Source organism: Paraburkholderia sp. J76 (genome assembly GCF_905220295.1).
Lineage (GTDB): Bacteria > Pseudomonadota > Gammaproteobacteria > Burkholderiales > Burkholderiaceae > Paraburkholderia.
The window spans coordinates 335,977-354,975 of sequence record NZ_CAJMZJ010000001.1; the positions used below are offsets into that span (position 1 = coordinate 335,977).

Annotated in this window: 18 protein-coding genes and 5 riboswitches; of the genes, 14 read left to right on the forward strand and 4 right to left on the reverse strand. The window is 62.2% G+C overall.

Going from position 1 to position 18,999, the window contains the following annotated elements; translation table 11 throughout:
* Positions 1–23 precede the first annotated feature (23 nt).
* Together U5768_RS01555 and U5768_RS01560 are read left to right on the forward strand one after the other, a co-directional pair.
* Positions 24–827: a triose-phosphate isomerase gene (locus U5768_RS01555; RefSeq protein WP_322028619.1), complete on the forward strand. Its 804-nt coding sequence runs from the start codon at positions 24–26 to the stop codon at positions 825–827.
* 44 nt (positions 828–871) lie between these two features.
* Positions 872–1,327: an RpiB/LacA/LacB family sugar-phosphate isomerase gene (locus tag U5768_RS01560; protein ID WP_415913839.1), complete on the forward strand. Its 456-nt coding sequence runs from the start codon at positions 872–874 to the stop codon at positions 1,325–1,327.
* Between the two features lie 11 nt (positions 1,328–1,338).
* Here the strand turns inward: U5768_RS01560 and U5768_RS01565 are convergent, their stop codons facing one another.
* The gene (locus tag U5768_RS01565) at positions 1,339–1,989 is read right to left on the reverse strand and encodes a hypothetical protein (protein WP_322028621.1); all 651 of its coding nucleotides are present in this window, start codon (positions 1,987–1,989) and stop codon (positions 1,339–1,341) included.
* 176 nt (positions 1,990–2,165) lie between these two features.
* A riboswitch (Fluoride riboswitch) is annotated at positions 2,166–2,232 on the forward strand.
* A 163-nt stretch (positions 2,233–2,395) separates the two neighbouring features.
* Here U5768_RS01565 and U5768_RS01570 point away from each other — a divergent pair.
* Positions 2,396–3,931: a MutS-related protein gene (locus tag U5768_RS01570; RefSeq protein ID WP_322028622.1), complete on the forward strand. Its 1,536-nt coding sequence runs from the start codon at positions 2,396–2,398 to the stop codon at positions 3,929–3,931.
* Positions 3,928–5,484, forward strand: a complete 1,557-nt coding sequence (locus U5768_RS01575) for a MutS-related protein (protein ID WP_322028623.1) — start codon at positions 3,928–3,930, stop codon at positions 5,482–5,484. Before U5768_RS01570 ends, U5768_RS01575 begins: the two co-directional genes overlap by 4 nt.
* 31 nt (positions 5,485–5,515) lie before the next feature.
* Here the strand turns inward: U5768_RS01575 and U5768_RS01580 are convergent, their stop codons facing one another.
* Positions 5,516–7,633, reverse strand: a complete 2,118-nt coding sequence (locus U5768_RS01580) for a dynamin family protein (protein ID WP_322028989.1) — start codon at positions 7,631–7,633, stop codon at positions 5,516–5,518.
* Positions 7,588–8,397: a hypothetical protein gene (locus U5768_RS01585; RefSeq protein WP_322028624.1), complete on the reverse strand. Its 810-nt coding sequence runs from the start codon at positions 8,395–8,397 to the stop codon at positions 7,588–7,590. Before U5768_RS01585 ends, U5768_RS01580 begins: the two co-directional genes overlap by 46 nt.
* A riboswitch (Fluoride riboswitch) is annotated at positions 8,381–8,448 on the reverse strand. Its footprint overlaps the gene before it by 17 nt.
* A 128-nt stretch (positions 8,449–8,576) precedes the next feature.
* Here U5768_RS01585 and U5768_RS01590 point away from each other — a divergent pair.
* Positions 8,577–8,966 carry a hypothetical protein gene (locus tag U5768_RS01590; RefSeq protein WP_322028625.1) on the forward strand — a complete coding sequence of 130 codons (390 nt, stop codon included), beginning with the start codon at positions 8,577–8,579 and terminating at the stop codon, positions 8,964–8,966.
* Here the strand turns inward: U5768_RS01590 and U5768_RS01595 are convergent.
* Positions 8,963–9,433: a hypothetical protein gene (locus U5768_RS01595; protein WP_322028626.1), complete on the reverse strand. Its 471-nt coding sequence runs from the start codon at positions 9,431–9,433 to the stop codon at positions 8,963–8,965. The two genes, U5768_RS01590 and U5768_RS01595, sit on opposite strands and share 4 nt — an antisense overlap.
* A 121-nt stretch (positions 9,434–9,554) precedes the next feature.
* Positions 9,555–9,621: riboswitch (Fluoride riboswitch) on the reverse strand.
* 148 nt (positions 9,622–9,769) lie between these two features.
* A riboswitch (Fluoride riboswitch) is annotated at positions 9,770–9,837 on the forward strand.
* Positions 9,838–10,019: 182 nt separating this feature from the next.
* Between U5768_RS01595 and U5768_RS01600 the strand changes: the two genes are divergently transcribed.
* The 9 genes from U5768_RS01600 to U5768_RS01640 all read left to right on the forward strand — a co-directional run bounded on the left by U5768_RS01600 (position 10,020) and on the right by U5768_RS01640 (position 18,983).
* Positions 10,020–10,349 (forward strand): DUF190 domain-containing protein, encoded by a 330-nt coding sequence (locus U5768_RS01600; RefSeq protein ID WP_322028627.1) that lies wholly within the window; start codon positions 10,020–10,022, stop codon positions 10,347–10,349.
* Positions 10,349–10,885, forward strand: a complete 537-nt coding sequence (gene ppa / locus U5768_RS01605; protein ID WP_322028628.1) for an inorganic diphosphatase — start codon at positions 10,349–10,351, stop codon at positions 10,883–10,885. The genes U5768_RS01600 and ppa overlap by 1 nt, the downstream gene beginning before the upstream one ends.
* A 61-nt stretch (positions 10,886–10,946) precedes the next feature.
* Positions 10,947–12,257 carry a phosphopyruvate hydratase gene (gene eno / locus U5768_RS01610; protein ID WP_322028990.1) on the forward strand — a complete coding sequence of 437 codons (1,311 nt, stop codon included), beginning with the start codon at positions 10,947–10,949 and terminating at the stop codon, positions 12,255–12,257.
* Between the two features lie 43 nt (positions 12,258–12,300).
* Entirely contained in the window at positions 12,301–13,593 is a 1,293-nt protein-coding gene (gene eno, locus U5768_RS01615; protein WP_322028629.1) for a phosphopyruvate hydratase, read from the forward strand.
* Positions 13,594–13,727: 134 nt separating this feature from the next.
* The gene (locus U5768_RS01620) at positions 13,728–14,096 is read left to right on the forward strand and encodes a DUF190 domain-containing protein (RefSeq protein ID WP_322028630.1); all 369 of its coding nucleotides are present in this window, start codon (positions 13,728–13,730) and stop codon (positions 14,094–14,096) included.
* Between the two features lie 50 nt (positions 14,097–14,146).
* Positions 14,147–14,218: riboswitch (Fluoride riboswitch) on the forward strand.
* Between the two features lie 167 nt (positions 14,219–14,385).
* Positions 14,386–15,333, forward strand: a complete 948-nt coding sequence (locus U5768_RS01625) for a respiratory chain complex I subunit 1 family protein (RefSeq protein WP_322028631.1) — start codon at positions 14,386–14,388, stop codon at positions 15,331–15,333.
* Positions 15,334–15,337: 4 nt separating this feature from the next.
* Positions 15,338–16,018: a hydrogenase gene (locus U5768_RS01630; RefSeq protein WP_322028632.1), complete on the forward strand. Its 681-nt coding sequence runs from the start codon at positions 15,338–15,340 to the stop codon at positions 16,016–16,018.
* Positions 16,019–16,020: 2 nt separating this feature from the next.
* Complete coding sequence (locus U5768_RS01635) at positions 16,021–17,499, forward strand: hydrogenase 4 subunit F (protein ID WP_322028633.1); 1,479 nt, start codon at positions 16,021–16,023, stop codon at positions 17,497–17,499.
* On the forward strand, positions 17,496–18,983 hold the full coding sequence (locus tag U5768_RS01640; protein ID WP_322028634.1) for a nickel-dependent hydrogenase large subunit: 1,488 nt from the start codon (positions 17,496–17,498) through the stop codon (positions 18,981–18,983). The genes U5768_RS01635 and U5768_RS01640 overlap by 4 nt, the downstream gene beginning before the upstream one ends.
* Positions 18,984–18,999: the final 16 nt, after the last annotated feature.

An 18,999-nucleotide genomic window follows, 5' to 3' on the forward strand; every position in this document is an offset into this window, starting at 1 on the left:
CGGCGCGCAGTGCGTCCCACGACATGTGCCGCAAAAACGTAAGTTCACCGCACCACAAGTTCACCATGACCGATTCCCTGTTTTGGGTTGGCACAAGCTGGAAAATGAACAAGACGCTGGCGGACGCCATTGCGTTTGCCGAACGTATGCTTTCCAGTCCTGACGATCCGCGAATTCAGTGCTTTGTGATTCCGCCTTTCACCGCGATTCGGGAAGTTAAATCCATTCTTGCGGAGACCGACATCAAGGTGGGGGCGCAAAACATGCACTGGGCCGAGCACGGCGCGTGGACCGGCGAAATTTCCGCGCCGATGCTGGTGGATTGCGGAATGGATCTGGTCGAACTCGGCCATTCCGAACGGCGCGAGCATTTTGGCGAGACCGACGAGACGGTCGGCCTCAAGGTCGAGGCGGCCGTACGCCATGGACTGACGCCATTGATCTGCATTGGCGAAACGCTGGCCGACAAGGAAAGCGGCCGCGCCGCCGAGGTCCTCGCCGCCGAAGTGCGCGGCGCATTGGCGAAACTGGGCCCGCAGCAGCGCGCCGCGCCGATTCTGCTCGCGTACGAGCCGGTGTGGGCGATCGGCGAACACGGCGTTCCCGCGAGCCCCGAATACGCCGATGCGCGACAGGCGGAAATCAGCCAGGTTGCGCAGACGATTCTCGGCCGCCGCATTCCGTGCCTTTACGGCGGCTCGGTCAACCCGGACAACTGCGCGGAACTCACTGCCTGCCCGAATATCGACGGGCTGTTTATCGGCCGTTCCGCGTGGAATGCCGGCGGTTATCTGGACATATTGAAGCGCGTCGGTGCGGTCCTCTGACCACGACGCGGGTTTTGCAAACGCCTATTCTCAAGGAGATCGCCATGAAAGTGGCCATTGGAGGCGACAGCGCCGGGGTCGGATTGGCACGCGTGCTGGCCGACTATTTGAAGGATCGCTTCGAAGTGTTTGAAGTGTCGACCAACGAAGCGGATCCGAATGAGTTTTATGCCAATCTTTCGGACCGTGTGGCGACCGGCGTGATCAGCGGCGAATACGACCGCGCGATCCTCGTTTGCGGCACCGGCATCGGTGTCAGCATATCCGCGAACAAGGTGCCCGGCATTCGGGCCGCGTTGTGCCACGACACCTATTCGGCGGAGCGCGCGGCGCTTTCGAACAATGCGCAGATCATTACGATGGGGTCGCGGGTGATCGGCCCGGAAGTGGCCAAGGCGATTGCCGATGCTTTTCTGGAAAACACGTTCGACGAAAACGGCCGAAGCGCGGGCAATGTCGCGGCGATTAACGAAGTCGATTCGAAATACCACCACCGGTGACCACGCCGGAGTCAGTTGATTGGCGCCGGCAGCATTGCCTTCCACAGACGCGCGACGGCATCGGTCATGTTTTCCTGCGCAACGGGCAATATCGATGCGTGCTCGCGGTGGACCTTGGCGTAGAGCACTTCGCTGACGCTAAAAACGGCGCCGTCGGCGGCTTTCTCGCGATCGGACGCAGGCACGATGCCGATTGGGAGAAAGCCCGCGCGTTCGAGCATTCTTTGCATCGCGGGCGTTTTCATCGTGGCGAGGGTATGGGACATCACGAAGCCCATCGCTTTCGCCTGGGCGTCGAGCATGAAGCCGCCGAACGCGGCCACCCCCGCGCGGCGATGCTCTGGTGCGACCGCGCCAAAGTCGCCGAAGAGCGTGAGACTTTGCGTGTTGCGTGTTAGCACGAGAATCGAAACGATCTCGCCCGCGTATGTTCCGCAGTAGGCGATGGTGTCGCGTTCGGGTTCGCCTTTGAGCCCGACCTGCTGCTCGTAAAAGCGGGGTTGCAGAAACTTCGATCCGATACCGACTTCGATGTCCGGATGCCATCGTTCGATTGCGGCGCACAGGCGCGGAATGTCGTTCCTCGAAAGCACGGCCTGCGTGTATCCGGGAGGGAGAATTTTTCCGATATCTAGCTCGCCGAGATCTTTCCAGTTAGGCATTTCCACTCCTGATTATTTTTCCACGAGGTGTTCGTAGGTGAAAACACGCGAAGCGGGGGTGGTATTCCGTTGGTACGAGTAGCAGGGTTTCACGGCGCCCTGGCGTGGGCGCGGAACTTGCGGGTCCGTACTCGCCACAAGGTCGGTCCTTGTAAGCCCGATGTCGTCGGCGTAGACTGCAAAAAGGAGATGGCATTCCTCCTTATAACCGCCCCAACGGGGGCTAATGATGCCTACAGGCCTGGGAACAGGTGCTGTGGGCATGCGCGGGAACCGCGTTAGTCCCTCCGTGTCTGTACTGCGCTGCGGCGCGTCCCGGATCGTGATCGCCCTTTTCGGCTACCTGATTTAGCCGAAGGGTTTCGTGCGCGCTAATTGCGCCCGCGCGCGGTAGCGAGGGGTATCGATGCAATTCCATAGCATCCTTTTTGAAAAGCCCGAAGACGGCCCGCCTCCCGGCGATGTCGACGAACCTGACTTCTTCGGCGACCTGAATCTCGATCAGTTCGTAAGCGAAGTCACGCGCGGGCTCGACGAATACAAACTCACGCCGTTTTTCCGCATCGAACTGAATGGCGAAAGCGCCGTCACGTACCGGCACGAGGTAATGCGGGACCTCGACGGCCCGGACGCACTGCGTGCCGTACAGTCGTTCGCGCTCGTGGTGCGAAAAATGCGCGACTGCCTCGGGGACGTCCAGAAGCTTTACTACAAGCGCCAAAAACAATGGTGGTTCCTCGAAGCCGCTTCGCGTTACTGCCAGGGTGTGCTGGCGTTTTCCAGCGAACTGGCGGACGCGGGCCCATCGTCGCGCGGATTGACGGCGTTCAGTCTATGGCTCAAGGGATACGTGGACTCCGAAGCCTTTTCGAACCTGTCGCGCGATATCGACGAGACACGGGCGGCGCTGGCGGGCGTGCGATACAGCATTCATCTGCACGGAAGCGCCGTCACGGTTCTCAATTATCACGACGAGGAGGACTACAGCACCTATGTTCTCCATCTCTTCGAGCGCTTCAAGCAGGGCGAAGCCAAGGATCATCGCGTGGCGCAAAAAGACTGGCCCGAGATGAACCACGTAGAGGCGCAAATTCTGGACTGTGTTGCCGAACTCGATCCTCAACCCTTTCTCCTGCTCGAAGCGTTCTGCGAGAACCATGCGGATTTCCTCGATCCGACGATTGGCAACTTCGACCGTGAGATCGAGTTCTATATCGCGTACCGCCATTACATCCAGTCGTGTCGCGACGCGGGGTTGAAGTTCAGCTATCCGGCGGTATCGAGCGAATCGAAGGCGATTCGCTGCAACGAGACATTCGATCTGGTGCTGGCCCACAAGCTCTGCGCGGATAAAACGGCGGTTGTTTGCAACGATCTCTATCTTGAGGGACCCGAACGAATATTCGTGGTTTCCGGTCCCAACAATGGAGGCAAAACCACGTTTGCGCGAACCTTTGGTCAACTGCATTTTCTCGCGAAGCTGGGGTTGCCCGTTCCGGGACGCGACTCGCATCTTTTTCTCTACGATCGCCTTTTTGCGCACTTCGAGCGCGAGGAAAACACGCTGGATCTGCGCGGCAAGCTTCAGGATGACCTCATGCGCATGCACGGCATCCTGAAGGCATCCACTGCCAGCAGCATCATCCTGATGAACGAGATTTTCAGTTCGACGACACTCGCGGACGCACTGTTTCTCTGCCGGCAAATCATCGGCGAAATCATGGAGCGAGATGCGCTCTGCGTCTGCGTGACGTTTATCGAGGAACTGGCGCGGCTGGGTCCGCAGACGGTGAGCATGGTGAGCGAGATCGATCCGGGCCGGCCTTCGGTCCGCACGTTTCGTGTGCGCAGGCGTCCGGCCGACGGCCGCGCGTACGCGCTCTCCGTAGCCGAACAATACGGTCTCACTTATGAACGTATCAGGGAGCGCCTGGCATCATGAAAGCCTATCTACTCCATGAAGCCAGTGATTTCCCCTGGGGCCGCGACGAATTCTGGAACGAGCGAACGCTCAATCAGGACCTCGAACTGAATACGCTCTACAAGGCGATGTCCGCGGGCGACGAGTATTTGTTCGACACGGTCAAAAAGGTGCTCCCGGTGAGTCTCAGCGACCTCGACGCCATCCTTTACCGGCAGGCTGTGCTCAGGGACTGTGTGGAGCACGAAGAAACGGTCCGGCAGCTTTACGCCATTGCGGTCGAGGCGCTCGAAGTCGAACGGAAGACGTTTTACTGGGCGCTTTCGGCATCGGCAAGCAGTGTGCTGCACAGTGCGCGGGATCTGATTCAGGCGATGCTCGATGTGCTGGGTAAGCTTCGCCGCGTCGCCGACGACAACGTGGGACAGTTCGAGTCTGCCGGATTCCGGCGCTTCTACGCGATGGTGAAGGAGGAGTTGACGGACGACTATTTCGTGACCATTACGCGGTGCCTGAAGGAACTCAAGTTCAGCAGCGGCGTGCTTATCAGCGCGCGTCCCGGGCGCGGAAACAAGGGCGAACACTACGTGCTGCGCAAGCCGCACGAAAAGGACCCGAATCTTTTCAAGCGCCTGCTGGCAAAAGGGCCGCCGTCCCGCACTTTCCATATTGCGGAGAGGGATGAAAACGGCGCGCGCGCAGTGTCGGAACTGGAGGCGAGGGGCGTCAATCACGTCGCGAACGCGCTGGCGCAATCGGCCGACCACATCAAGAGTTTTTTCTTCATGCTCCGTGCGGAACTCGGCTTTTATCTTGGTTGCCTCAACCTCCGTAACGACCTTTCGCAACGCGCAATGCCGGTGTGCTTTCCCGTGCCGCATCCAGCCGGCGAGCGGCGGCATCGCTTTCAAACGCTCTATGACGTGAGCCTCGCGTTGCGTATGGAGCAGCCGCCCGTTGCGAACGACGTCGATGCGACCGGTAAAGACCTCGTCGTCGTGACCGGCGCGAACCAGGGCGGCAAGTCGACGTTTCTGCGCAGCATCGGCATCGCCCAGATGCTGCTACAGGCCGGGATGTTCGTGGGCGCCGCGGAATTCGAGGCCAATGTGGCGCAGGCGATTTTCACGCATTACAAGCGCGAAGAGGACGCCACGATGCACGGCGGAAAGTTCGACGAGGAACTGAAACGCATGAGCGAAGTGGTCGATCATCTGGAGGAAAACGGGCTGTTCCTTTCGAACGAGTCGTTCGCGTCGACCAACGAGCGGGAAGGATCGGACATTGGCCGGCAAATTGTGGATGCACTGCTTGCCCATCACGTAAAGGTGTTTCTCGTGACGCATCTATTTACGCTGGCTAAGGGCTTATACGACGACGCGTCTCACGCGGGGACGTTTCTCCGTGCTGAACGCCTTGACGACGGTGTGCGCACGTTCAGGCTGGTGGAGGCCGAACCGTTGCAAACAAGCTTCGGCCAGGACCTTTACCAGGAGATATTCGGTGCGGAGCAAGGCACGCCGGACGACAGCGTCAAATCGGAGGGCACGTTGTCCGGGGTCGACGAGTCTTGACGCGCCGCTTTATTGCCCCTTCATTGCCCCTTCATTGCCCTGACAGGTCGTTGTGTTCCGCCGCGCCAAGAATCGCTATATCGTCGCTCAGGCGCTGTATGTTCTGCGAATTCCGTTCGTCCCCCTGATCGCGGGCGCGTTCGAATCGCTCCAGGTGTTCGGTGAGTGCCTGAGCCAGCGAGGTCAGGCTTCGTTGTTTCCACGTTTCGAGCAATTGCAGGTAAAGGTCGAGCGACCGGGTCGCGATCTGCACGGATGGACTTGAGCGCAACGTAACGCGCGCGCCGAAATAGAACCCCAGGCGCCCGAAAACTCGCCCCCATGATCCCGGCAGCAATGTCATCGGCAATTCATCCTGAAGCACGAACGCCGGAGCGATGAAAGACACCGGAAGCGCGGGGACCACGCCGGGTAGCCCCAAGGCATCGGCAAGACCGCGCAGCGCAATGCGAGCGCTGGCATGATGCGTTTCGACCGTTCGCGTGGCCGCACCGGAAAACGACAACGCGCGCGCATTCGTTGCGAGTTCGAGTAGCCGCGTTGCATCGAACGCGAGATCGTGAGTTTCGGACCATAGTGCGGCGGCGTTGTGGGCAATTTCGTCGATGAGACGATTCGTTATCCTGTCGATTGATTTCGCGGCGTCCGCACGTGAACGGATCGCGGCATGAACGGCGTCGCGGCTTGCGGCAAGGGCTCGCAGTGCTTCATCGACTTGCGCTTTCGTACCGGTGGCGGGCGCGCGCAACATCAGGCGGGTCTGGAGCGCGTCGAGTACGTCGCGGCGCAGTGTCGCGAGTTGGCGCTGGCGTATTTCGGCTTGCTGCGACCGGCACTGCGCCACGGCCTCGGCAAAGGGACCATCGATCCACGCGCGTCGCCACGGCGGGTCTTCTTCGCGTGTGCTGACCAGGTAGACCGGCACTTCGAGTTGCGTGCTTTGCCAGATTCCGCGCACGACGTGTTCGTAGATGCGCCAACGGTCCTCCGCGCCGACAAGATCGACCTTCGTAACGAGCACGACCACGCGCGCGCCACGGCCGGAAAGCTGGCGCACGAGCGTGGCCTCATGAAGGGTGAGAGGAGCCGCGGCCGAGATGAGCACGACTGCGATATCGCACCACGGCGCGGCAGTGACGCCTCCCTGCGCGTTGTCCCATTCTTCCCAGTTGATGCCAGGCGTGTCGATGATAGTCATGCCATCGGAAAGGAGTGCCGCGGGGGTTTCAAACGTAATCCGCGTCACGCCGCGGCAATTTCGAGGGTTCGAATGCTCGTCGACAAATTCGGCTATGCGGGCGTGGTCGATCAGTTCGGTTTTCGAAGCAGCGAATTCGACGATACCGCGCTCCGCTTTTCCATAGCGTATCTCGACGGGTACGGCGGTTGTCGGCAGCGCGGCGACGGGCAATAGCGCGTTGCCGATCAGGCTGTTAAACAGCGACGATTTTCCCGCGCTGATGGCGCCGAAGAGGCCGACAACGATATCCGGCGACGCCAGATGTCGCACGAAGTCCACGCTGCGGCAGTGAAGTTCGCCAAGCCCGTGCGCGGCGGTAATCCGTTCGAGTTCGCTTGCGAGCGATTGAGCCGGCTGATCGGCGGCCGTCGCATCGGCGCTTGACTTCGTGTGGAGGTCCCGCGAGAGTGAATTTTCCAGCCCATCGAGCAACGCCATTAAATGACCGACGAGCCGGCAGGCGTCCTCTTCCTGATCCTCTGTCAACAAGTAGTCGGTCCGCGCGCGGATTTCATTCGTGGCGCGCGGATCGAGTTCGGAGAGTGCAAGCATCGCTTCGCTGATACGAAGCCTGCAAGACTCAATGGAACTGGCGCGTGGCGCGGGCAACGAAATATCGTGGCGGGCGGTGATCGTCTGCATGGCCTTGCGGATCAGTTCCAGCTCGCTGAGCACCATGCGGTGCTGGACCGGAATCGCATCGGCGATGCGGGAGGCGAAGGGCGAACGCTGCATGACAGGATCGAGGTAGTGCAGCGCATCGGCGAGGCTCGCGTCAATGCGAACGAAAACATCTCCCACGCGCCTGGCGTATGCGGGAGGAAAGCCGTGAGTGTCGCGTCGCTGCATGGCGGGCTCTTTGTTCAATGGGCAGGGAACGTTTGCAGGATCTCGCTCCAGCCGGCGCACCAACCGATGGCCGCGAGGAGTGCGCCCCGATCCTCGGCTGCGTCCGTGCCGCGGCTGTCCCAGCGAAAGGCGTGCTCGAAGCGCGCGAGGTGCCCGGCAATGCGGGAAACGGCCGCGCCGTGGTGCTGAAGCGCGGTCGATGCATCGTGCTCCATTGCTTCGATCAGATGATGGCGGCAAAGGACGTCGCCGTCGTTTCCCGCGCATCGACCGCAGACGTAGGGCAGCCATCCTTCGCTGTTCTCAGCCGCGAATGCACGCGCATTCGCGAGATCCCGTCCTTGCGCCAGGCGCTCCGGCGGAGCGTTCCCGGACGATTCGGGGCCGTAGCCCAGGCTGCACATATGGCACGGTCCGAAAAGACGCAGCCGGTGTCGCACCATTGCCGGCGGCGCCAGGCTGTACACGCCGTGACCGGCCAGCAGATGCGCCGCGCGCTGCATCAGTTCGTTGTACAGAATGGTGCTGCCATGGATCAGATGCGGGCGAAAGGCCGCCTCGACGCAGAAAAAGGCGAGGGCGTGCCGCGCGCACATTCCCCAATGGGCATGGAGGCGCGCTCTCACGTCCGCATCCATGATGCTGCCCTGGATAAACCACCATAGAAAATCGACCTCGCCATCGGACAACGCCAATGGCGAGTGCGAAGCGAAAGGGGAAGAAGCGGGCACGATGCGCTGTCCGGTAAGCCAAACAGAAAGCAAAACCTGGACAGGGGCATTGGGATGACCCGACAGCTCCTGACCAGGAACCGTAGGCATCATCAGCCGGGCGAAGCCGGCGGTTTGAGGAGGTATGCCATCTCCCGCAACTTCATTCTAGTGACGCAGCCGCGAGTTGGCAACGGATGGCCGGTGCGGACCGCTACGTTGTCCTACACTATCGCCAAGGCGAAAGGAGGCGCGAAAAAATGGCGGCACCATCCGAAAACACGAGGCGCGCTTTGCGTGGACATCTCTGGCGTTTGCTGGACCTGCTCGAAAAGGTGCGCGAAACGAGTGGCGTGCAGGCGAATAGCGGCGCGCATTCCTGCTACGTGCATCGTCTCGACGACGGCAGGCAGCGCGACGTCCAGCGCTTTCTCGAACAGTTCGACGAAGAGATCGACCGCGCGGCGGCGAAGTGGCAGATCGACATGGAAGGCGCGCCCATCGACGCGATGCACGCACTTTCTGTCACGCTTCAGTTCGTCGGGATTGCGCTTGACGAAATGTCGCCGTCGCGCCTGTCCGGTTTCGGGCCGCTCGATCCCGCGTTCGAGAAAGACTACGCGGCGTTTATTCAGACGCTTCGCGCGCAGCTCGACGCCATTCAGCACTCGCTCGATCCTTAACTGCGCAGCGTTGCGACAAGCCGTTTCGGGCGCAGCAGAAGCCCGAGGCCATCGACCGCGTGGCGAACCACGACGTCGGCGGCGTTCAGTGCGTCAACGGCGAGACCTTCGGTGCCGAGCACGGCGATTCCAAGCGCGGCCTGTTCGAGCATTAGCGCGTCGTTTCGCCCGTTACCGATTGCCGCCACGCGCTCCGGCCCAAGGCGTTGCACATAGTCGCTTTTGGCGAGCGCCTGGCCCGTTGCGGACAGGCAGACGACTTCCACCGGACAATCGCGCAGATGCTCACGCGCATCGCCGTAAGTGTTGCCCGTTACCACGTGTAAATCCAGCTCATTGGCCAGCGCCGCAAGACGCGACTCGACGCCGTCGAGCAGACGTCCGTCGACGGCGAGCGTTCCATTGAAGTCGAGAACAAGATGCTCGAGGGTGAGGGTGCGAAACCCCGGGATGTCGATGACGATCATCCGTCTCTCCTTGCGCGCCTCGCGGAAAATCGGGCCCCTGCCACGGCGCAACCTGGCGATTTGCCCGCACCATCCTGAAGCATGGGGAGACGCTTGCGCAACAGCGCGGCCCGATGTCCGGACGGCTGCAGGCATCATTAGCCGGTCGCACCGGCGGTTTGGCGGAGAATGCCATCTCCGTAATCGATATTTCCACTCTAGACAATGCGGGGAAGCTGCGCAATCCGGTTTTTCGGCGCGCGGCGCAGTGTGCATTAGTCTGATTCCGGGACCGGCGTGTGCTTCGAAAGTGCTTCGGAGCAGGCAGTAGCGGGTGCGAAATATGCGTGTTACACTGGCCCGAAAGGAGATGGCATTCCTCCTCAAACCGCCGGCGTCGCCCGGCTAATGATGCCTACGGTCCCTGGGTCAGGAGGTCGTGGGCATTGTCAAAGCGTCCCGCTCCTTTCTGCTGCCCGGATTTGTTCAATCTACGAATCTGGTACTTCATGCGATCTGTTTCTTTTCCGTGCCTGGCGAGGCGTGGTGCGCACATGCGCTCATTTTTTCCTGACATGACGGTCCTTTTGTTTGTGCGGAGGCGCTCATGAAAGGGAGCCAGCTCACCTTGTACTCGGCAAACCAGAGTCACCGCGTGAAGCACATGACGGTGGTCGACTGGTTGCTCCATGAAGCCAAACAGGCGGGCATTGTCGGCGCGACGGTGGTCGAGGTGGCCGAAGGCATCGACGCGAAAGGCCGCTACCACGCCGCCCGATTCTTCGAGCTGACGGATCAACCGGTCGCAGTTACGTTGATTGGCGACGACGAAAAGATCGATGCCATGCTGGCCTTGTTGCGGGCCGGGGGCCTTCGCCTCTTCTATACGCGCACGCCTATCGAATACGATACCTTGGGAACGCTGGGAGGCCAGTAATGGATTTCAACGCTATTCCACCCGGCGAGAACGTTCCGCTGGAAGTCAATGCCGTCATCGAGATTCCGGCCCAGAGCGAACCTGTGAAATACGAGGCGGATAAAAGCCTCGGACTCCTGAGGGTTGACCGGATCATGAGCGCCGGTATGCGCTATCCGGGCAATTATGGCTTCATCCCCCAAACGCTTGCGCGCGACGGCGATCCGCTGGACATCATCGTAATAGCGCCGTTTCCGCTCGAGCGGCTCTCGCTGATTGCTTGCCGGCCGGTAGGATTGCTGAATATGACCGATCAGGCGGGGCCCGACGAAAAGGTGATTGCGGTGCCCACCGACGGCGTGTGCCCGGCCACCCGCACCATCACGGATCTGAATGGCGTTGGCGAGTACATGCTGAACCAGATCCAGTTTTTCTTCGAGAACTACAAGAAGCTCGAACCGGGCAAGTGGGTGCAGTTCGAGGGATGGGCGGATGTCGACGCGGCGTATCAGGCAATCCGCAGCGCCGTCGCCGCGTTTCACGACGCGCATCCCTGATTCTGTCTTCTTCCGATTTCCGTTCGCCGGCGTTGAGCGCCGGGCCCACAGGAGCGCCGCGATGAGCAACCACGCAGTGATTGAACGCGCAGTGATTGACCGGATAGTGGCCGACGAAATCCTCGATTCGCGCGGCAATCCGACCGTCGAGGTCACCGTCACGCTGTCCAACGGTATCGCCGCCAGTGCGGCGGTGCCGTCCGGGGCTTCGACCGGCGAGTTCGAAGCGGTGGAGCTTCGGGATAAGGACCCCGGGCGGTATGGAGGCAAGGGCGTGCTGCGCGCGGTCCAGCACGTGAACGAGGAAATCGCGTGGGCGCTCACGGGAATGAAGGCGGACGACCAGCGGCTCATTGACGGCAAACTCATCGAGCTGGATGGCTCCGAAACGAAGGCAGTGCTCGGCGCGAACGCGATCCTCGGCGCCTCGCTTGCCTGTGCGAAAGCTGGGGCCATGGAGAGTGGCCTGCCGCTGTTCCGCTATCTCGGAGGGACGAACGCCCACGTGCTGCCGGTGCCGATGTTCAACGTACTCAATGGCGGCAAACACGGACATCGCGGCCCCGATGTTCAGGAGTACAAGCTAGTGCCGCTCGGCGCGCCGACGTTTCGCGAGGCATTGCGTTATGGCGCGGAAACGTATCACGCGCTGGGGACCGTGCTTGCCGAAGAGGGCGCATCGACGAATGTGGGCGACGAGGGCGGCTATGTTCCCCAACTGTCCTCCAATGCGGTTGCAGTGGAACTCATCCTGCGGGCGATAGAGCGCGCAGGCTACCGGCCCGGGGAAGATATCGCGATCGGTATCGATCCGGCGGCTAGCTCGTTTTACGAGGACGGCCGCTATCATCTGAACCGGGACGACAAGGTGCTGACGTCCGCGGAGATGATCGCGTACTGGGCGGACTGGGTGGACCGCTACCCGCTGATATCGCTCGAAGACCCGCTGGCGGACAGCGACTGGGAAGGGTTCGCCGCGCTCACGCGCGAATTGGGCAGCCGCGCGCAGATCGTGGGCGACGACCTGTTCGTGACGAACCGGAAGTTTCTGCAACGAGGCATCGACGAGCATTGCTGCAACAGCATCCTCATCAAGCTCAACCAGATCGGCACCGTGACAGAAACGCTGGATACGGCGCAGCTCGCGTTCTCCGCGGGATACACCTGCCTTGTCTCGCACCGGTCCGGCGAAACGGAAGACACGAGCATTGCCGATCTCGCGGTTGCGCTGGGCTGCGGTCAGATCAAGTCCGGCGCCCCCGCGCGCGGGGAAAGGGTGGCGAAGTACAACCGGCTGCTCGCCATCGAGAGAATGCTCGGCGACGACGCGCAATACGCCGGCCGCGCCGCATTTCGCCAATTCCGGCGTTAGCCGCGCCGGAAACGGGAATCGCCGGCGCCTGGGGAGCGAGGAGATGGCAACGTCCGCGTCGATCGCCCGCGTAATCGGAGAGGAGGTCCTGGATTCGCGGGGCAATCCGACCGTGCAGGTTACCGTCGTTCTCGACGACGGCTCGCTCGCCAGCGCAACGGTGCCGTCGGGCGCCTCGACGGGGGAGTCGGAAGCCGTCGAGTTGCGCGATGGCGACCGGCAACGGTATGGCGGCAAAGGCGTGCTGAACGCCGTCAAGCACGTCGACGAGGTGATCGGCCCCGCGCTGACAGGCCTGCTCGCCGATGATCAGTGGCGCATCGACGCCGTGCTGATCGAACTCGATGGAACGGATTTCAAGTCGCGCCTGGGCGCCAATGCAACGCTAGGCGTGTCTCTCGCTTGCGCGCGTGCCGCCGCGCAGGCCTGCCGCCTCCCCCTTTTCCGGTATCTCGGCGGGGACGAGGCGCGGGTTCTGCCAACGCCCATGCTCACGGTACTGGACGGCGGCAGTCATGGGACAGGCGGCCCCGACCTGCAGGAATTCATGCTGGTGCCCGTTGGCGCGCCGACATTCCGGGAGGCGCTGCGATACGGCGTGGAAACTTACCATGCGCTGCGCGACCTGCTCGTGGAGCGTCGCGCGTCTGTCAATGTCGGCGATGAGGGCGGCTTTGTGCCGGCGCTCCGGTCCAATCGCGCGGCGCTCGATCTGCTGGTGCAGGCAATCGAGCGTGCCGGATATCGCCCTGGCGAAGACCTCGCGCTCGCCATCGACTTTGCCGCGAGCGGACTCTGGCACGATGGCCGATACCGGCTGGCGCGTGAGGGGCGCGATCTCCGCGCGGAGGAAATGGCGGGGCTTTGCCGGGAATGGGGCGAGCAGTACCCGCTGGTTTCTGTGGAGGACCCGCTCAGATGCAGCGACTGGGGCGGCTACGCGCAACTGACGCGCGAACTAGGCGAGCGGATGCAGATAGCCGGCGACGACCTGTTCGTGAGCAACCGGCCGTTCCTCGTCAAAGGCATCGCCCAGGGTTGCTGCAACTGCGTGGTCATCAAGCCCAATCAGGTCGGAACGGTCACCGAGACGCTGAACACCGCGCGCATGGCGCTTGCCGCGGGCTATTCGTGCCTCGTGGCGCACCGCTCCGGGGAGACGGAGGACACCAGCATTGCGGATCTGGCGGTGGCGCTGAATTGCGGCCAGATCAAGGCCGGGGCGCCCGCGCGAGGCGAGCGCGTCGCGAAGTACAACAGGCTTCTGACCATCGAGGCGCAGCTTGGCGAGCGCGCGCAATATGCAGGCCGGGCGGCGTTCCAGCGCAGACGTTGAACGGCGGCCGCGCTTTCGCGGCGTTGCAGCATGCGTGACGCCCGCCGTCATGCACTAGAATTCTGTGCAGGGCGTTCGGCCCTGGGGCTGCCATCGTCGTGACGGCATCCTGGTGTCGTTTGACGGAGGCAGACATGAACGGCTACCAGCTCACTTTCTATACGGAACAGAATCGCCGGCATGGTCACCATACCGTCACGGACTGGCTGCTCCACGAGGCGAAACAGCTCGGCATTCACGGCGCGACGGTCATCAACTGCGCGGAGGGAACGGGGCATGCGGGCGCGCATCATGCCGCGCACATGCTTCGGCTCACCGATCAACCGGTCCAGGTCATCCTCGCCGTGACGGAAGAAGAAGCGGACCGGATGCTCGACGCCGTGAAAACCGAACACGTGCATGTGTTTTATACCCGTTCGCCCGTGGAGTTCGGCGTGCTCGGCGATGAAGGGCACGAGGGCGCGGGGAAGCATTTTTCTCTCTTCCATCGGCGGCCGCACTAGAAGAAGGCTGCGGGCTTGCATGTATCGATGTGTCTCCTATACTCGATACTGTTGTTTGCGGAGATGGCATCCTCCCTTAACCGCCGCGTCGCCTCCACGCGGCTAATGATGCCTGCCAAGTCCCCGGCAGCCGGGGCCGGCAGGTATTTTTGGCCGGCTCGCATTCACGAGCATCCCGGGCATTTCAATGCCACAAAAAAGCGAAAAACATGGGATGCACCAGCGAGCGTTCATGGCAAATCCCCCGTTGCGTTGACCCTGGCTCCCCTGCATGTGCAGGAGCACGGCCATGAGCGCGCGCGACGTCCTGCTCCAGATCGCCCAGGTGGTGACCGTGCTCGCCCTCTCGCCGCTGCTGCAGGGCGTGATCCTGCAATGGGAGGAGCGCATCCAGCGCGGGCGCGGGCCCGGCATCTTCCAGCCCTATCGCGACCTGCGCAAACTTTTCCTCAAGCAGATCGTTGTGCCCGAAACGGCGTCGTGGATCTTCTGGTGCGCCCCGGTCGTGGCGTTCACCTGCATGATGACGGTGCCGATCCTGATTCCGGTGCTCACCGATTTTCCGCTGCCGCTCTCCGACATGGGCGACATACTGGGCGGCGGCCTCATTCTCACGCTGGGTTCTTTCGCCATTGTTCTGGCGGGACTCGACTCGGGCAGCGCCTATGGCGGAATCGGTTCGAGCCGTTCCGTCATGCTCGGCATACTGGCTGAGCCAACGTTGATTCTCGTGCTCGTTGGCATTACCTTGCTCGCCAAGTCGATGCTGCCGTTCGTGGTGAATCACCTGCTCGTCCAGCAGCCCGCCGTTTACTGGAGCCCGGCGCACCTCTTTCTCGTGTTCGCTTTCTTCGTGTTGCTGCTCGTGGAAACGGACCGCCTGCCGATTCATTCGAGCACGCATATCGAGGTCTACATGATCGAGGAGGCGCGCATTCTCGAATACTCCGGCCCACTCCTGGCACTCCTGAAGTGGGCGTCGATGATGAAGCAGTTCATTCTTTTCACGATCTTCTGCAACGTGCTCACGTTGCCGTGGGGGCTTTCGCAGCATGGTACGGCGATCGGCGCAATCGGCGCGGCAGCGGGGCTGTTCGCCCGGATGCTCGTCGTCGCGGTGGTGATCGTGCTGGTCGAAACGGCGCAGTCGCGCCTGCGCTTTTTCCGCTATCAGGAACCGCTCGCGGCCTCGTTCATGCTCGCGGTGCTCGCCATCGCGGCAAACCAGTTGCGGTGACGCCATGCTACTTGCCCATCTGAATCCACTTGCGGCTTCCCTGTTCAGTCTGCTCGCGATCGGCAGTCTGCTGCTGGCGTTCGTCATGCTCGGTTCGCGCTGGCTCAAGGACTATCTGCTCGCGTTCATGGCGGAGTCATGGTTGATCGCGATCCTTTCCGGCGCGGTGGGCTATTTCGGCAACTTCCACGAACTCTATCTGGTGGCCGTGCTCACGGCGTTTTTTCGCGGGCTCGTGCTGCCGTACCTGATCTGGCGGATCATCGCGCGGCTGTCCGTCGAGCGCGAATTGCACGTCACGTTGCAGCCGAGTTCGAGCCTCGTGCTCGGCGCATTGCTCGTGCTCTTTGCTTTCGTGGTTTCCAGTCACCTGGGCAATTCGCTGGGGCTGGGCGGCACGGTGGTCGTGCTCGCGTTGACGGTGATGCTTTCGATGAAACTCATCGGCTTTCTGATGCTCGCCGTGCGGCAGGAAGCGATCAGCCAGGTGCTTGGCCTGCTGGTCCTTGAAAACGGCATTTTTCTCGGCTCGCAGATTCTGGTTCCGGGCATGCCGCTGCTCATCGAACTCGTTCTCCTGTTCGATCTTCTCGTCATCGTGGTGAGCTTCGGCGTGCTTGTGCGCTATCTGGTCGCGCACGTGGGCAGCACGAGCAGCCATGAACTCAGGCGTCTGGTGGGGTGATCATGATCGAAGCCTGGCTCGCGATTGTCGTCCTCGCACCGGTGCTGGCCGCCGTGCTCGCCGGCGTGAGCCAGCACGGCAGAATGGCCGAGTACGCCAACCTCGCGGCCGCGCTCGTGTGCCTCGTTGCGTCGTTGTGGCTCGTCGTCCATGTCGACGGATCGAGGACGTTCATCAACGGTTATGTTCTCTTCGACGGCCTCGGCGCGTGGACGCTCGTTTGTACCTGCGTCGTCTATTTCCTCGCCTCCGTCTACGCGGTCGGCTACATGCGGCTGCTCAAGGAGGAGGAAGGGCGCTTGCCCGGCTTTTACGCACTGTTTGCGTTGTTTGCCGCGACGATGATCTGCGGGCCGTTGATGAACAACATCGGCGTCTACTGGATCGCCATCGAACTGACTACGCTGGTGAGCACGTTTCTGGTCGGTTTCGAGCGCGGGCAGGAAGCTATCGAGGCGGCGTGGAAATACATCATCGTGGTGTCGGCGGGCATCAGCCTCGCCCTGCTCGGGACGGTGCTGTTTTACTGGGCCGGCAGTCTCGTTCTCGGTCCGACCTACGACATGACGTGGGATGCCTTGCGCCGCGCGGCGCCCCGCATGAGCCCCGCGCTCACGCAGATGGCTTTTCTTCTGGTGCTGGTCGGTTACGGCACCAAAGCGGGTCTCGCGCCCATGCACACATGGTTGCCGGACGCCCATAGCGAAGGCCCGGCGCCCGTCTCGGCCATGCTCTCGGGGGCGCTGCTGAACACGGCGATGCTCGGCGTCGCGCGTTTTCTGACCATAACGGATGCGGCGAGCGGATCGATGCTCCCGCGCACGGTTCTCGTCGCGTTCGGCGCGTTCTCGCTGTTCGTCGCCGCGCTTTTCATCGTGCGGCAGCAGGGCATCAAGCGGCTCATGGCGTATTCGAGCGTCGAGCATATGGGCGTGCTCGCGCTCGGCTTTGGGTTTGGGGGCTCGCTGGCCATTGCCGCGGTGCTGTATCACATGCTCAACCACTCGCTGAACAAGTCGCTCATGTTCTTCGGCGCGGGAAACGTGATGCGCGTGTATGGAACGAAGGACATGGACGCCATACGAGGCGTGTGGACGCGCTTTCCGGTGACCGGCGCATTGTGGATCGCAGGGGCGCTCGCCATTACGGGCGCGCCGCCCTTCGGGCTCTTTCTGAGCGAACTGGCGCTGATGCGCGCGGGGTTCGCCACGCCCAATGCATGGGCCGTTATCGTGCTGCTGCTGCTCCTCATCGTCATTTTCATAGGATTCCTGAATCATTTCCGGGCCATGTACTTCGATACGCGGACTCCCGATACCGCCGTGGCATCCGTCGCCAACGGCGTGGAGGTCAGCCCGTGGATGACGCTGCCAATGTGGATGGCGCTTCTGCCCGTATTCGTACTCGGGATCTGGTGGCCGCAGGAGTTATGGCGTTATTTCGGAATCGTCGCGGCGGATCTGGCCGGAGGCGCGCGATGACGAACTGCGAGTTCGAGACGCTGTCGATAGACGAGCTTGTGGCGCGCGCACAGGCGCTGGTCGCTGCGGGCGGGCGCTTTCAGGGCGTGTATGCGTGGTTCCCGAGCGGATCGGACGCGGAACTGCGATACGTCGCCACGTTGCCGGGCCGGGAGAAATTCACGGGCTGGCGCGTGCCGGTGAAGGGGCGCGCCGTGCCAAGCCTCGCTGCAATCAGTCCGCTCCTTGGCTGGCACGAGCGCGAAGTCATGGAAATGAGCGGTGTCGAGTTTTCGGGCCACCCGGAACCCGAGAGACTGGTCACGGCGTTCTTGCCGCGCGCCGAACGCGGTCCCCTGGAGCCCGCCAGCGCGCAGGGAGACAGCATCGCGGCGAAGCTGCCCGCGCCGGTGCTGCCGGCCGTATCGGGCAAGCATGTGCAATTGCTGCCCTTCGGGCCGGTGCGCGCCGACGTGCTGGAGTCCGCGCAGTTCATTTTCTACTACCTTGGCGAAGGCATCCTGCACTATCACCCGAATCTCTTTCTCAAGCACCGCGGCATGGAAAAGCAGTTCGAAGGCATGGACACCGGTTCCGCGACCTTGCTTGCGGAACGCGTGGCGGGCATCGACAGCGTGGCGCATGCGATTGCATTCGTGGAAGCCATCGAGGATGCTGCGGACTGCGAAGTACCCGCGCGGGCGCAATGGACCCGGCTCCTCGCCGCGGAACTCGAACGCATCTACAACCATCTGCATTACCTGGGGCACCTGTGCCACACGACCACCCTGAAGGTTGGCGAAGCTCAGGGAAAACTGCTTGAAGAACGGGCCAAACAGATCAATGGCCGCGCGAGCGGCAGCCGCTTTCTGCGCAGCCTCGTATGGCCCGGCGGTGTGCGGCGCGAGCTTGATCTTCAGGCAGTCAAGGAAGGACTCGCGGTGTTGAAGCCCCAGATCGACGAATACATCGGGCTGATCGAAAGAACGACGAGTCACCTCGATCGCTTGATCTCCACGGCGCCGTTGAGCCAGCAGCTTGCCTTCGACCAGGGCGCGACGGGCCCGGTCGAGCGGGCCTCGGGCGTGGACCGCGATCTGCGGCGGGACCACCCGTACGCGGCGTATCGCGCGCTGCAACCGGAGGTGGCCGTGGCGCAGGAAGGGGACGCCGCCGCGCGGATGCGGGTTCGCATCGCGGAACTGCGCGCGAGTATCGCGCTCGTTGACAAAGCCATCGCCGAGGGTTTGCCGCAAGGCCCGTTATCGGCCGCATGCGTGCCCGCCGCGAACACCGAGGGGCTCGGATGGTCGGAATCGCCGCGCGGGACGGTGCTGTATGCGGTGCATGTCGGCGCGGACGCCCGGCTGCTGCGCGTGAAGATCAAGTCGCCGTCGTTCGCGAACTGGCGTGTGTTTCCCTCGACTGTGCACGACAGCAACATGATGGACTACGCAATCAATGAAGCAAGCTTCGGGCTGACGATCTCGGGCTGCGCCCGCTAGCCGATGCGAATGTTTT

What these genes read in the sequence shown, in the direction of transcription:
- U5768_RS01555 (WP_322028619.1), top strand. Translation starts at nt 24, where the DNA reads ATGTGCCGCAAAAACGTAAGTTCACCGCACCACAAGTTCACCATGACC.
- U5768_RS01560 (WP_415913839.1), top strand. Translation starts at nt 872, where the DNA reads ATGAAAGTGGCCATTGGAGGCGACAGCGCCGGGGTCGGATTGGCACGC.
- U5768_RS01565 (WP_322028621.1), bottom strand. Translation starts at nt 1,989, where the DNA reads ATGCCTAACTGGAAAGATCTCGGCGAGCTAGATATCGGAAAAATTCTC.
- U5768_RS01570 (WP_322028622.1), top strand. Translation starts at nt 2,396, where the DNA reads ATGCAATTCCATAGCATCCTTTTTGAAAAGCCCGAAGACGGCCCGCCT.
- U5768_RS01575 (WP_322028623.1), top strand. Translation starts at nt 3,928, where the DNA reads ATGAAAGCCTATCTACTCCATGAAGCCAGTGATTTCCCCTGGGGCCGC.
- U5768_RS01585 (WP_322028624.1), bottom strand. Translation starts at nt 8,397, where the DNA reads ATGATGCCTACGGTTCCTGGTCAGGAGCTGTCGGGTCATCCCAATGCC.
- U5768_RS01595 (WP_322028626.1), bottom strand. Translation starts at nt 9,433, where the DNA reads ATGATCGTCATCGACATCCCGGGGTTTCGCACCCTCACCCTCGAGCAT.
- U5768_RS01600 (WP_322028627.1), top strand. Translation starts at nt 10,020, where the DNA reads ATGAAAGGGAGCCAGCTCACCTTGTACTCGGCAAACCAGAGTCACCGC.
- ppa (WP_322028628.1), top strand. Translation starts at nt 10,349, where the DNA reads ATGGATTTCAACGCTATTCCACCCGGCGAGAACGTTCCGCTGGAAGTC.
- eno (WP_322028990.1), top strand. Translation starts at nt 10,947, where the DNA reads ATGAGCAACCACGCAGTGATTGAACGCGCAGTGATTGACCGGATAGTG.
- eno (WP_322028629.1), top strand. Translation starts at nt 12,301, where the DNA reads ATGGCAACGTCCGCGTCGATCGCCCGCGTAATCGGAGAGGAGGTCCTG.
- U5768_RS01620 (WP_322028630.1), top strand. Translation starts at nt 13,728, where the DNA reads ATGAACGGCTACCAGCTCACTTTCTATACGGAACAGAATCGCCGGCAT.
- U5768_RS01625 (WP_322028631.1), top strand. Translation starts at nt 14,386, where the DNA reads ATGAGCGCGCGCGACGTCCTGCTCCAGATCGCCCAGGTGGTGACCGTG.
- U5768_RS01630 (WP_322028632.1), top strand. Translation starts at nt 15,338, where the DNA reads ATGCTACTTGCCCATCTGAATCCACTTGCGGCTTCCCTGTTCAGTCTG.
- U5768_RS01635 (WP_322028633.1), top strand. Translation starts at nt 16,021, where the DNA reads ATGATCGAAGCCTGGCTCGCGATTGTCGTCCTCGCACCGGTGCTGGCC.
- U5768_RS01640 (WP_322028634.1), top strand. Translation starts at nt 17,496, where the DNA reads ATGACGAACTGCGAGTTCGAGACGCTGTCGATAGACGAGCTTGTGGCG.